Origin of the sequence: Gallibacter sp. Marseille-QA0791 (genome assembly GCF_965119705.1) — a bacterium.
Classification (GTDB): Bacteria; Bacillota; Clostridia; order Peptostreptococcales; family Anaerovoracaceae; genus Lentihominibacter; species Lentihominibacter excrementipullorum.
Genome location: NZ_CBCPMH010000001.1, coordinates 1,685,588 through 1,698,955, shown reverse-complemented (window position 1 = coordinate 1,698,955; position 13,368 = coordinate 1,685,588). Strand labels below are relative to the sequence as shown.

General features: G+C 50.7%; 12 protein-coding genes and 1 riboswitch. Of the genes, 10 read left to right on the top strand and 2 right to left on the bottom strand.

Annotated features, from left to right (window positions below):
* Positions 1–81: 81 nt before the first annotated feature.
* The 6 genes from ACQY69_RS07880 (at position 82) to ACQY69_RS07855 (ending at position 7,171) form a co-directional block, all read left to right on the top strand.
* The gene (locus ACQY69_RS07880; protein ID WP_428259983.1) at positions 82–1,725 is read left to right on the top strand and encodes an APC family permease; all 1,644 of its coding nucleotides are present in this window, start codon (positions 82–84) and stop codon (positions 1,723–1,725) included.
* 153 nt (positions 1,726–1,878) lie between these two features.
* A riboswitch (Lysine riboswitch) is annotated at positions 1,879–2,057 on the top strand.
* Between the two features lie 89 nt (positions 2,058–2,146).
* Positions 2,147–3,511, top strand: a complete 1,365-nt coding sequence (gene lysA, locus ACQY69_RS07875; protein ID WP_428259982.1) for a diaminopimelate decarboxylase — start codon at positions 2,147–2,149, stop codon at positions 3,509–3,511.
* 48 nt (positions 3,512–3,559) lie between these two features.
* Positions 3,560–4,444, top strand: coding sequence for a diaminopimelate epimerase (gene dapF, locus ACQY69_RS07870; RefSeq protein ID WP_428259981.1), 885 nt, complete (start codon positions 3,560–3,562; stop codon positions 4,442–4,444).
* 18 nt (positions 4,445–4,462) lie between these two features.
* Positions 4,463–5,188: a 4-hydroxy-tetrahydrodipicolinate reductase gene (dapB, locus tag ACQY69_RS07865; protein WP_428259980.1), complete on the top strand. Its 726-nt coding sequence runs from the start codon at positions 4,463–4,465 to the stop codon at positions 5,186–5,188.
* 35 nt (positions 5,189–5,223) lie between these two features.
* Positions 5,224–5,916: a 2,3,4,5-tetrahydropyridine-2,6-dicarboxylate N-acetyltransferase gene (gene dapD, locus ACQY69_RS07860; protein ID WP_428259979.1), complete on the top strand. Its 693-nt coding sequence runs from the start codon at positions 5,224–5,226 to the stop codon at positions 5,914–5,916.
* A gap of 454 nt (positions 5,917–6,370) precedes the next feature.
* Positions 6,371–7,171 (top strand): hypothetical protein, encoded by an 801-nt coding sequence (locus ACQY69_RS07855; RefSeq protein ID WP_428259978.1) that lies wholly within the window; start codon positions 6,371–6,373, stop codon positions 7,169–7,171.
* 56 nt (positions 7,172–7,227) lie between these two features.
* Here the strand turns inward: ACQY69_RS07855 and ACQY69_RS07850 are convergent, their stop codons facing one another.
* Positions 7,228–8,430 (bottom strand): MFS transporter, encoded by a 1,203-nt coding sequence (locus ACQY69_RS07850; RefSeq protein WP_428259977.1) that lies wholly within the window; start codon positions 8,428–8,430, stop codon positions 7,228–7,230.
* Between the two features lie 329 nt (positions 8,431–8,759).
* On the opposite strand from ACQY69_RS07850, the gene ACQY69_RS07845 reads away from it, so the two are divergent.
* Positions 8,760–9,686 carry an NAD(P)-dependent oxidoreductase gene (locus ACQY69_RS07845; protein ID WP_428259976.1) on the top strand — a complete coding sequence of 309 codons (927 nt, stop codon included), beginning with the start codon at positions 8,760–8,762 and terminating at the stop codon, positions 9,684–9,686.
* A gap of 64 nt (positions 9,687–9,750) precedes the next feature.
* Here the strand turns inward: ACQY69_RS07845 and speB are convergent, their stop codons facing one another.
* Entirely contained in the window at positions 9,751–10,650 is a 900-nt protein-coding gene (speB, locus tag ACQY69_RS07840) for an agmatinase (RefSeq protein ID WP_428259975.1), read from the bottom strand.
* A 164-nt stretch (positions 10,651–10,814) separates the two neighbouring features.
* On the opposite strand from speB, the gene ACQY69_RS07835 reads away from it, so the two are divergent.
* The 3 genes from ACQY69_RS07835 to ACQY69_RS07825 are packed head-to-tail and all read left to right on the top strand — an operon-like array spanning position 10,815 to position 13,306.
* Complete coding sequence (locus tag ACQY69_RS07835) at positions 10,815–11,480, top strand: response regulator transcription factor (protein WP_428259974.1); 666 nt, start codon at positions 10,815–10,817, stop codon at positions 11,478–11,480.
* The gene (locus ACQY69_RS07830) at positions 11,481–12,854 is read left to right on the top strand and encodes an ATP-binding protein (RefSeq protein WP_428259973.1); all 1,374 of its coding nucleotides are present in this window, start codon (positions 11,481–11,483) and stop codon (positions 12,852–12,854) included. It begins immediately after the preceding gene.
* Complete coding sequence (locus tag ACQY69_RS07825) at positions 12,851–13,306, top strand: PepSY domain-containing protein (protein WP_428259972.1); 456 nt, start codon at positions 12,851–12,853, stop codon at positions 13,304–13,306. Before ACQY69_RS07830 ends, ACQY69_RS07825 begins: the two co-directional genes overlap by 4 nt.
* Positions 13,307–13,368: the final 62 nt, after the last annotated feature.

Below are 13,368 nucleotides of genomic sequence, written 5' to 3'. Positions count from 1 at the left end.
TGGCCGGAAGGCTTGTATATACGCCGCATCAATATTTGCGGCGGGAACTTATTATCATTATTATCATGAAAGGAGAGAATTATGTCAAAAGTCAATTACACGGGCGGACAGATATTGACTGATGCTACTCCCGGTATGAAGAAGAAGCATTTCGCGCTTCCGACGATGGTCTTCTTCATTTACTGCGCATGCGCAGGCGGGGCTTTCGGTATCGAGTCAATGATCTCGTCATCAGGTCCGGGACTTACTCTGCTGTTACTCGTACTCATTCCTATTTTATGGGCCATGCCGATAGGACTGTACTGCTCGGAGCTTTCCAACCTTGTTCCGGTAGACGCAGGTCCTTATGTATGGTCGAAGATGGCCTTCGGTGAATTCTGGGGCTTTTCCATGGGCTTCTGGATGGCGCTGGCCAATTACCTGACCGGACCGGCATATGTAGTTCTGGCCGTGGATTACATAGGCATGTATGTGCCTCTTACCCCGGTAACAGCCTTCCTCTGCAAGGCGGTGTTCATATTGATATTCATGATCATCAACCTGAGAGGGCTCGAAGAGGTAAGTATCGCAAGTACCATATTCTGTATCATCATACTGCTGGCGTTTACCGCGGTAACAGTAGTAGGTCTTGCCAACTGGACCAACGATCCGTTTGAGCCGTTCATGGTAGAGGGGGACAACGCCTTCTCCAGCTGGGGTACCGGACTTGCCATAGGAGTATGGATGTACTGCGGCTACGTGGCCATCTCATTCCTGGGCGGAGAAGTTGAGAATCCTCAGATCATCCCTAAGGGAATGAAGATAGCTATCGTCATCATCACGCTGAGCTATCTGCTCCCTACATTGGCTGGTATCGTATCCACTGGTCCGTGGAGCGAGTGGGGGATCAGCCTCGACTATTCGTCAGTGCTTTCTGAGCATGTGGGGACATGGGCAGGCGCCGCCTTCATGATCGCGGCAGTAATAGCGCAGTGCTCCATATTCAACGCACTGATCACATCATCGTCCAGATCCTTCATACCGATGGGTCAGGACAACTTCTGCCCGAAGTTCCTCTCGAAGCTGTCGCCGAACAGAAAGGTGCCAGTAATACCTATCGTGCTGGCGGCTGTGGTAAACCTCATCCTGGTAAACCTCAACTTCGAGATACTGGTAACGATACTTTCGCCGGTACTGTTCGTCCTTTATGTAGGCCTGTCGTTTGCTTATGTAAAGATCAGAAAAGAGTATCCTGTTGAGAAGAGAGGAGATCTCTACTATGTAAAGAGCAAGCTGGCGCCGATATATATCTGCGGCGGCCCTCTCATCATAGGCGTTATCAGCTTCTATGTAAACGGAACGGAGTATTTCCTGCTGGGATTCATCGCCATCATTGCGGCTGTGATATTCTATCCTATCTGCAAGTGGATATATGGCGGACTTTACAAGAAAGATCCTGAGAACAATCCTATCAACCCTAAGACCAAGCTGGCTCTGGGCGACATAGAGAGATTCGGATTCTTCTTCCTGCTGTTCGGATTTGTCTGCACTGTAGGATCCTTCTTCCTTGTATGGTATGAAGGCTCGTGGGGTCCTGCTTATTATCTTGAAACATATGGCTCCGGTATCATGAGCAATTTCTGGCTGATGATAGAGATAGCAAGATGGGCAGGCATAATCATGCTGGCTCTGGGAGTTATCTTCCTTATCATAGGAAAGAAATTCGACCCGATACCTAAAGACTGAAAATCGATATAGAGATTTCTGAACAGAGGCTTCTGAGCCTTTTCGTTGAACTGAAGCTGCCGTATCGGGGCATCCCGATGCGGCAGCTTTTTTAAAGGTATTTCCGACCCAAATCGACCCTTGCATAATCATTGGATATCTAGTATACTGACAACAGCTGATAGAGGCGCGGAGGCGATGAAGAGCTGGGGAGCCGGCGGGCAGAGAACCACTCGGAGGCAAGTCCGCCGAACCGAGGTTTCAGGCATGAAGTCCCGGTGGGCATGTGGTCAACAGCCATATGACTGTCTGCCTGAAAGCGTCAGGCTTTTGGCAGGTGTGCTATCCTTATGTGACGATATTTTGATTTTTCAGGTCAGTAAGGTATAGCCTTGCTGACCTTTTTGATACGGAAGGATCTTTTTATAGCGAGGCGGGCTGGATGGCAGCCGGAATGACGGGCCTGGGAAAGCGAGATAAAGGGAAAAGCGCAGTAAGAACATGCAGTGGATCAAAAAAAGACGAAGAAGAGAAAGGCGAAGAGATGGGTGTTTTGAAAATAGGAGGGGTGGACTGCAGATCGCTGGCTGAGCAGTTCGGGACACCTCTTTACGTTTATGATGAGGGAAGAATAGCAGAGCAGGCCAGAGCCGCGGTTGAAAATTTCAGATCAGAAAAATTCGAGACAGAGGTGGCATACGCGTCAAAGGCGTTTTCATCGAAGGCGTTGTTCAGGCTCCTTTCCGGGGAGGGCCTGGGACTGGATGTGGTAAGCGGAGGAGAGTTATACGGCGCCATGGAAGCTGGTGTCGACATGAAGCGCGTATATTTCCACGGCAACAACAAGAGCAACGAGGAGATAGAGATGGGGCTCGAAGCCGGCGTAGGCTATTTCGTCGTAGATAACGTGATGGAAGTGGACAGGCTGGTATCGGCTGCTGGCGGGGCAGGCAAAAAGGCAAAAGCGCTTTTGAGGATAAACCCGGGGATCTCAGCGCATACCCACGAATACATCATGACATCCAAGCCGGATTCCAAATTCGGTATATATATAGAGAACAGAGCACAGATAGAGCAGGTCATGGATATTTTGGATGCTGATGAAAATATAGAGCTGGCCGGGTTCCACAGTCATATAGGTTCACAGATAGTGGAAGCGGAGTCCTTCGAAAAGGCTCTGGGGACGATGATAGGATTCCTGGCCGACATAAAAGCTTCGCGGGGAGTTGACGGCTTCGAACTGAGCATAGGCGGAGGGTTCGGGATCAAATATGTAGAAGAGGATAGGCCGGTGCCGCTGGGACAGATGTGCGCCAGTTTGGTGAGATACGCGGAGGAAGCGCTGGAAAAAAGTGATGTGACTATTTCCAAGCTGATAACGGAACCGGGCAGAGCAGTGGTCGGCGAAGCCGGATATACGTTATATACGATAGGCGATATGAAGAAGAGCGGCGATAAGAATTATATATTCGTGGATGGGGGAATGAGCGACAACATAAGGCCGGCGCTTTACAGTGCCGAGTACACATGCGCTCTTGCGGAAAAGCTCACGGAAAAGCCGGCGGCCTCATATTGTATAGCGGGAAAGAATTGTGAATCAGGGGATGTCCTGATAGCTGACGCGAAGCTGCCGGAGGCGAAGACCGGGGATCTGCTGGTCGTTTATTCCACAGGAGCCTATGGTTATTCGATGGCCAGCAATTACAACAGACTGGGAAGGCCGGCAGTGGTGTTTGTCCGCGACGGGAAAGCCAGACTGGTCATAAGGCGGGAAACATATGCGGATCAGTACAGTCTGGAAGTGTGAGATCCTCGGCGCGTCGGGACAGTACGATGAAAGAAGGCAGGTGATGGCATGGTGTTGTTTTCGAAATATCATGGATGCGGAAACAGCTTTGTGATAATTAGGGAAGATGAGCTCTCGAAGGAGATCGACGAGGCCGGATATCCCGGTTTTGCACGTATGGTCTGTGATGTCAATACGGGAGTCGGCGCTGACGGGATGATAGTGGTGAGACGTGAACCGGCGTTGGAAATGGTGTTCTTTAACCGTGACGGCAGCAGGGCTCCTATGTGCGGCAACGGTATAAGGTGCTTTGCTAATTTTTGTCGTGATGAAAGGATAGAGTCCAGCCGTAAGTATCCGGTGAGAACGCTGGCCGGCGATATGACAGTCGAGATCTCCAGCGACGACCCGTTCAGGGCAAAGATAAATATGGGGAAACCGATTTTCGGGCCGCAGGCGGTAAAGATGGATACGAATGATATGGGGAATACGGAGGCAAAAGATTTGCTGGGCTTGCGTCTTCCGCTGAAAAACGGGACTGATGTGGAGATAAACAGTCTCTTTATGGGAACCATCCATACAGTGATCTTCGTAGATGATTTTGATGACATAGATGTGCCCGGGGTAGGCGAGGAGATCTGCAACCACTCTGTTTTCAGGGAAAAGACCAACGTGAATTTTGTAAAGGCGATAGACGATGATACGCTCGAAGTACAGACTTATGAGCGGGGCGTCGGCATGACGCTGGCCTGCGGTACAGGAGCCTGCGCTTCCGTAGTGGTGGCTAGTATGAAGGGGATCTGCGGCAACAGCGCGGAGGTCCGTCTGAAGCTGGGCAGCCTGGGGATAGAGATATCTGGTGACGGCGATGTGTATATGGAAGGCCCGTCAGTGAAGATAATGGATGGCAGATTGCAGGATCTGCAGTTCTTGCAGACGACAACCGATGTTTAAATGATATGAGGAAAGGGTATGATAATGATGAAGATAGCTGTTTTAGGCGGCGGCGCCATGGGAAGAGTGCTGGCCGGTATGATCGAGGAAAAGGAGGGCTTTCAGCTGGCCGGAGTGATAGAGCCCCTCGAAGGTCAGAAACCGGAAGAATTGACCGGTGTAGATGTCATAATAGACTTCAGCAACCCGGCCAATCTGGAGATGCTGGTGAAGTATTGTAAAAATACGGGATGTCCGGCGGTCATAGCTACTACAGGATACACGGAGGAACAGACAGCGGAGATCGAAGAGCTGGCTGAATCGGTACCGGTGGTATTTTCCGCCAACTACTCTCTGGGTATAAACGTGATGAAGAGGATCATCGCCGAAATAACACCGATACTGGAAGATGCCTTCGACATAGAGATAATAGAAAAGCATCATAATAAAAAACTGGACGCTCCCAGCGGCACGGCTAAGATGTTATTGGCGGCAGCCGATGAAAGGGATCGTTATGAGCATGTTTTTGGCAGAGAAGGCAACAGGAAGAGAGGCAGGGAGATCGGGATCCACGCCATACGAGGAGGGACTATTGCCGGCGAGCATACGGTGATATATGCCGGGAATGACGAGGTCCTGGAGGTGAAACACACGGCTCTTTCAAAGAAAATCTTCGCATCTGGGGCTCTCAGGGCAGCCCAGTTCGCAGTCGATGCGAAAACAGGCTTTTACACCATGGAAGACGTGCTTTTCGGAAACAGATAAGTCGACAAGATAAACGGGAGGAGAATGTACGAAAGATGGAAGCAAGAGAGATAATAGAATTCATAGGAAACGCTGAAAAAAAGACGCCTGTAAAGGTCTATGTAAAGGAAAAATCCCCGGTGGATTTTGAAGACTGCCAGGTCTTCGGTGGCGGAGACAAGATCGTGTTCGGCGACTGGACCCGGGTAAAGGATATCCTGGAAAAGAACGCTGATAAGATAGAAGATTATGTAGTCGAAAACGATTGCAGAAATTCGGCGATTCCTTTGCTGGACATGAAGGATGTCAAAGCCAGGATAGAGCCGGGAGCTTTCATAAGAGACAAAGTTGAGATCGGAGACAATGCTGTGATCATGATGGGAGCTATAATCAATATCGGCGCTGTCATCGGCGAAGGAAGCATGATAGACATGGGGGCAGTCCTGGGCGGCAGAGCCACGGTTGGAAAGAACTGTCATATAGGAGCCGGAACGGTCCTTGCCGGAGTCATAGAGCCGCCGAGCGCGCAGCCGGTGATCGTTGAGGATGATGTAGTCATCGGAGCCAATGCTGTAGTGCTGGAAGGTTGTCGCATCGGAAAAGGGGCTGTCGTGGCGGCCGGAGCTGTCGTAGTGGATGATGTTCCGCCGGGAGTCGTAGTAGCCGGTGTTCCTGCCAGGATCATCAAGGATGTTGCCGATACAGCCGCGGAGAAGCTGGAGATCGTGGATCTGCTCAGGAAGCTGTAGAGCATCCTGCCATATGGAATGTGATTTGTATACGCGCAGGCGTTTTGCCTGCGCGTATTTATATGGGTACGCCGGAGACGCATCTGCGTTTTGGATGCGTCGTGCGTCGAAGCTTTTCATGCACCTAAACTTCTTATGCCATGCTGACCTTGGGTGCAAAATAGCTTCGCCTGCGCCCTGCTATGTCCGCTGTATACCTACAAGTCGATGCATCAGAGGGGTGTGGGTGCATTTTTTAAGAAAATAACGGGAAAGTAGCACTCAACCCCGGGCTTTTTATCGGGGATGTGGGTGCAGCGGTTTGAAAAAACCACCTTGAAACGGCAGATTTGCACCATACAAACGGCAGGAGGGCGGGTCATGGGTGCAGTGGCTTCTGAAGAAAAGAAATTATTTACAAATCATATAAAAAATGGTAAAATATAGAAAAGAAAGCGAAGCGAGGGATAGAAATATGAATGGGGATACAGGTAAAGAGAGATCTGTCAGCATAATCAGGAAAGAAATGAAAAAATGGGAAAAAAGACTTGAAGCATTGGAGAGGGAGTATAGGCGCATGCCGGAGGGAGAGATCCTCATCATAAAGAAAGGCGGACGATACTGCTGTTATGTGTATAGGGACAGGCAGGTCAAGTCGATAAGGAAGGATTGCAGGAGTACCGGAAGATTGATGCGTAAGAGAATATTAGGCTATGAGATCGCGATTGCAAAGGCGTTCTGTTCTGTGTTGAGCTCAGCAGAAGCTCAGTTGGCCGCCAGTCTGGAGAGCATAGAGAAAAACGCCGCTGTCAGGACTCTGGAGAGAATCAGACAGCTGCCGGAGGGAGACATGTATCTGCTGTCTCCGGATGAGTATAAGTGGAAATACGATGATTACCCCCAAAATAATTATAAGATGGAAAACCTCAGATACGCGACGGGAAGGGGTGTAAGGGTAAGATCGAAATCGGAAAAATTCATAGGCTCCAAGCTGGAGGAATATCATATAGCATATCGGTATGAAGCGCGGTTTTTCATCGACGACAAGATATACTATCCGGATTTTACCATAATGACAGGCGATGGTCGGATCATCCTCTGGGAACATTTCGGAATGATGGAGGACAGCGAGTATTTCATGCGGGCATACAGGAAGATTGAGGCGTACAGACGCATAGGCCATGTGCAGCATAGCAATCTGATATGCACCTACGAAAGTGATATAGCTGATGGCAGCAAGCTGGATGAAATAATAGAACGGTTCATACTGGAATGATCAGAACGGTGATATGTCCGCGAAAAATTGCTTCCCGCCGTGCCATGCCATTCTCACTATGCTTCGTCATTTCCATGAAAGTCCCAGTGTCCCCGTTTTCTGGAAGGCGCGGATGTCCTGATGAGAAGCGACCAGAGGAGGAGAAGGACAGCGGAGATGAACGCTGTCAAATAAGGCAGATGTCGTACAGCAGTTTCGCCTACGGCTTTTGTGATGGCTGACAGCATCAGCGGAGTCATGAATTGGGCCAGATAAAGAGCCATCGACAGTATCGGCATCACTGTGACAGCAGCAGATCTGCCGGCTTTGTGGGAAGCCGTGGAAATGATAAAAGGTATCCCCAGGCCGTTGGCAAAACCTACCAGGGCTGAGCCGGTAATGGTGCCGACCCATCCTCCCAGCAGCCAGAGGGACGCGTAACCCAATGCGAACATTGTCGGCGCGACGATTTTGGTGGCGCTTCCGGCTATCTTCTTTATATGGACAAAAGACAGTCCTCCTAAAAAAGCTATGAGATCCATCCCTGCCATGATGACGGCAATGAAATGCTGGGGGATCACACCTTCTCTGGCAGTCTCAATGGCGAACTCCGCAGGATATACGAAGAACGTGAACATCAGGAGGAACATGGCGATGATGAAAGGGTAATACCTTGCGAAGACCATCGTCTCTTTTTTCCCCGATTCAGTGCCGATACGGTCGTTAGGTAAAAAAAGCAGACACAGCACAACGCTGAGAAGTCCGATCAGATACACCAGGAAGCTGAGACGCCAGCTTACCGATGCCAGCAATCCGGCGACGAGAGTGGCTATGACCCCACCCATCTGGTTCATGGCCGACGAGTACCCCATCAGCTTATCCTGCTTGTCTTTGGAATAATAGAAAGACAGCAGACCTGTCGACAGGGGCATGATGATGCCTACGCCGATACCTACCAGAGCCCGGAAGGCCAGTACGATATAGATGTTGTCAAAGATACCGGCGAGGCTCCCTCCTGTCACGTACAGCAGCAGGCCTGTCATCAAAAGTCCCTTCGATTTGAACCGATCGCACAGCTTTGGGAACACTATGCTCATTATAACGATGAAAAGCGCCGGTATACTTATCACCATCTGAGTCAAGGTCTGGCCGGCGTCACCGAAATAGGCGCTTATCGTATTGAGGGCAGGAGCCACTGCGGCGCCAGCCATTACTGTAAGCAGTGACAATGATAATGTAGTGATAGTAAGATTTTTTCGACTTTCTTTCTCTGCTGTCATATTGGGTATCCTCTCTTTCTTGATGGCGGGGCAGGGTCCTCCTGTCGGATCGTTTTCCGCGGTAAATGCTGCTTTATATCGAAAAAAGCGTAAGTCCGTTTGGACTTACGCTTTCGCTACACAACACTTGGATTATATCACATGGACTGCGAAATAATCAAAGTGTTTTTAAAAAATAAGGATACAGGTAGAGGCAAAATGCCGATACCACGGGCTCTTCATTGCTTTTCGACTGCTCTGTATGATAATATATCCTTAAGATATACAGACGAAAACCATCTGAAAAGTCGCAGAGGTCTGCGACCTGCTGCGTGAAAGGAAGGGATAATATGAAAATAGTAGTGATGGAGCCGCTGGGGGTAGAGGAGAAGCGATTCATGGAAATCGCCAGGGCCGCTGTCGGAGATGAGCACGAAATCATCTGCTACGAGACCAGAACGACTGATGTGGATGAGCTGGGCAGGCGGGGAAAAGACGCCGATATCATCGCCATAGGAAACCTTCCGTTTCCCAGAGAAGTGCTGGAAAAGTGCAAGAAGGTTAGGATGCTGGCTGTCGCCTTTACAGGTCTGGACCACGTGGATCTGAGATACTGTGAAGAACGGGGCATAAGAGTGCAGAATTGCGCCGGTTATGCTACTACAGCCGTAGCTGAGTTGACCTTTGGCCTCATCATAAATCTTTACAGGAACATCGTGGCCTGCGATGCCGTTACCAGAAAAGAAGGCACTAAAGATGGTCTTGTGGGTTCCGAGCTGGAAGGAAAGACTATAGGAGTTATCGGTACAGGCGCCATCGGCAGCAGAGTCATTGCGATCGCCGAAGCCTTCGGGATGGACGTTATCGCTTACAACAGGACTCCCGGTAAAGTGAAAGGCGTGAGATACGCCAGCATTGAAGAGGTGCTGAGAGGATCGGACATCGTTTCTCTCCACGTGCCTCTCACCGATGCGACCCGCGGACTTATAGGAGAGAGGGAACTTTCCATGATGAAGCCGTCGGCCATACTGGTCAACACAGCCAGAGGTCCGGTGGTTGACAGCAGGGCGCTGGCCGCTGCGCTGGAAGCAGGGGCCATAGCAGGCGCGGCCATAGACGTCTTCGATTCTGAGCCGCCTGTGTCCAAAGAGGACCCGCTGGTCAACGCTCCAAACACCGTCCTGACTCCACACGTGGCATTCGCCACAAAGGAGTCGATGATAAAGCGGGCTGTCATAGAATTCGACAATATCGCGGGATTTATCAATAACAACTGAACAGAGGTCAAAGAAGGACTGCCCGCCCGACGGACAGTCCTTTTCATTGCGATTGATGTCGTCCTTATCTGCTGAAGTGACTCAGGATCTCGTGTATCACTCTCAGCGCCGCCCAGCTGGTTATGTCGTTGATATCCAGCGGCGGAGCGACTTCTACGATATCCATCGCTTTTACAGGAAGCGTTGTCAGTGCGCCTCGCAGTATTTTTGCCAGCGCGATGGGATCAAGTCCGCCTGAGACTGGAGTCCCGGTGCCGGGAACGTAAGCGGGATCCAGTACGTCGATGTCAAGCGTCAGATAAAGAGCGTCGTAGCCGGCATATCGCTCCGCCAGCTTTTCCACGACAGCGGTAGCCCCCATATCGTATACATTTTCGGCGGTGATGGTCATGATCCCGGGATGCTTTTTCATCAACTCCAGCTCGGTTTCTTCAGCCACCCGGACACCGATGAAGGTCAGGTCTTTGCCCGTCACAACACCTTCCAGGGCACGGGCCTCGGTGCAGGCGTGAGACCAGGGATGCCCGTCGTACTCGGGACACAGGTCGTAGTGAGCGTCCATGTGGATTATACCGATTTTTTTACCGTCAAAGTTCGCCCCGAATGCCTTGTGGAGGGGGATCGTCACCGAATGATCGCCGCCCAGGAACAGGCAGAAGCGTTCCAGCTTCATCAGCTCAAGCGCGCTGGCTTCCACTGAACCGAAATATCGGTTCCAGTCCAGTTCCGACCGAATATCGCCAAAATCATACAGCACGCCGTTCTTTATAGGGCGGAATACATCAGTAGTATCGGACAGATCCACCGACAGGCGCCGCAGGTTGTCCGGCGCTTTGGCCGCTCCTTTGTTGAGGCTTACAGCATTGTCGAAAGGGATGCCCATTATCAGCACATCGGCGTCCTCCGGGTTTTCAGCTGACCAGCGCAGCCACGAACTTTCCACGAAATCAGATTTTTCCAGCATAAATGATACCTCCTGGCCATTTTATAGGCAGCGCTGTGCTGCCTGCATAAATTTCCTTATATGATCAGTGTATCGGTTTTTTCGTGTAAAAGCAATAATGCGGAGATTTTTAATGTCATTTTAATTTAAAACTGATAAAATCGATATCAAAGGAGACTGTAACTATGAGAATATTAGTTGTGGAAGATCAGAAGGATCTCAATGAGATAATAGTCAGAAAGCTGACCAGTGAACATTATACGGTAGACGCGTGTTATTCGGGAGACGAAGCGCTGGACTTTCTCCGATGTGCCGAATATGATGGCGTCATATTGGATATAATGCTGCCGGGGATAACCGGTCTGGGCGTGCTCAGGGAGATGCGCGCGACTCACGACAGTACGCCGGTGCTGATGCTGACGGCGCTGGGGACGGTGGAAGACAGAGTAGCCGGACTGGACGCAGGCGCTGACGATTACCTGGTGAAGCCCTTTGATTTTGATGAGCTGATGGCCAGAGTCAGAGCCATGGTCAGACGAGGCGGAGAAAGAGCCAGCAGTGTCATGACATCAGGGGATCTGATGCTGGATTCCGCGTCGAGATATGTGGAGCGCGGCGGAAAGGAAATATCACTGACGGCCAAGGAATTTGACATATTGGAATATCTGATGCAGAACGAGGGGAAAGTGTTGTCTCGTGACAAACTGTCCAATCACATCTGGAACTACGATTATGATGGCGGCTCCAATGTGATAGACGTATACGTCCATCATCTGAGAAAGAAGATAGACGACGGTTTCGATGAGAAGAAGATAATAACGGTCAAGGGTGCCGGGTACATGGTGAAGTAGATGGGCAGACTATCGGTGAAAGTAAGGATAACGATATGGTATACCATATTCCTCGTCATCATAACGGCAGGATTTTTGGCTATCCTCACCTATTCCGGGAATGTCAGAGCCGGAGAGCTGGCCAGGACCAGGCTGGCAGACTCCGTATCGGATGCCAGGGATCAGATTGGCATGTTGGGAGAAAGCTTCATAATAGATGATGACCTGGACTTTTACGAGGACGGTGTCTACCTCAGTGTCTACGACGCGTCCGGAGAGCTGATAGAGGGCCGCAGGCCGGCTGAGCTGGCGGATCTCCCTGATTTTGGCGATAACGTGATGAAAAAGCTGGAAGAGGGAGGGGAGACCTGGTATGTATATGACAACAGCTTCGATATGGATGGAAAAACCGTATGGGTCAGAGGGATAGCCAAGGATTTTGCTGAGGGAGGAACCTTCTCCTTTGTTATCAGATTTGCGGCTATCGCTTTCCCGGCGTTAGTGGTGCTGGCGGCGCTGGGTGGTTACCTGATAACCAGAAGGGCCTTCAAACCTGTGAGAAATATTCTGCAGACGGTGGATGAGATAAGTGCTGATGGAGATCTCTCCAGAAGAATAGAGACAGGCGATTCGCCCGACTTTTCCCGGGATGAGATATACCATCTGACCTCCGCTTTTAACGGTATGTTTGACAATCTCCAACGGGCGTTCGAGAAGGAGAAGCGGTTCACGTCGGACGTCTCTCACGAGCTGAGGACACCTCTTTCGGTGATAATCTCTCAGAGCGATTATGCCCTGGAAGATGAGGAGTACAGAAAAAAATCGCTGGAAGTGATAAATCGCGAGGCGAAGAGGATGGCCGGACTTGTGAACAGGCTGCTGACGCTGGCCAGGAGCGACGCCGGCAGATTGAGGCCTGAAAGAGAGAAGGTCGATATGAGCGATATGTGTGAAACTGTCGCGTGGCAGCAGGAAGGGATCGCGGCGGAAAAAGGGATCGCAATAGAAACTCAGATAGAGGAAGGAGTCTTCGTATATGGAGACGAGACCATGCTCATCAGAGTGATACTCAACCTGATGGACAATGCTATAAAATATGGAAAGAAAAACGGTCACGTGAAACTGAAGCTGCGGATCGACAACGGGCAAGTCTGCTGTGAAGTGGAAGACGACGGTATCGGTATAGGACCGGAGGATATGCCGAGGATATGGGAGCGGTTTTATCGCGTCGAAGGTTCCAGGAGCGAAGAAGGCTCCGGTCTGGGGCTGGCTATGGTGGAAGCCATGGTGAAAGCCCATGGAGGCCAGATAGATGCCGAGAGCGTCTATGGTGAAGGAAGCAGGTTTACAGTGAGGCTCCCGCTATATGAGGGAAATGAGGAGGAAAGGCAATGATCAGATCGAAAAAACTGGCAGCGGTCTTCGTGGCGGCAGTCATATCGCTTTTCTGTCTGGCAGGCTGTGGCGGAGACGGCGGCTCGGGAAGCCAGCAGAGCGATCAGGGGACGCAGGATACACAGGCGACCCAGGACGCTCAGACTGGGTCCGGTTCAGATACTGCTGAGAGCGGGACCGCCCAGAGCGGGCATTACGAGCACGGACATAATGGTAATGGGAACGGAAATCATCACCGTAATGGAGTCACCGATATCGGGATGGATCAGGCTGTTGCCATCGCTGTAGCGAGGGTGCCGGGAGCTACGGAAGCTGATTTGAAGGAAATCGAGCGGGAAATAGATGGAGGTCGTATCGAATACGAAGGAAGCATATGGTACGGCGGATACGAGTATGAGTTTGAGATCGACGGCTCTACAGGCAATATCCTCCAATGGGAGATAGACGACTGAGGGAAGGGGCGGCGAGGATCGGACTTGCAACGATTTTAATCTTGCGCCATGAAAATTAATCC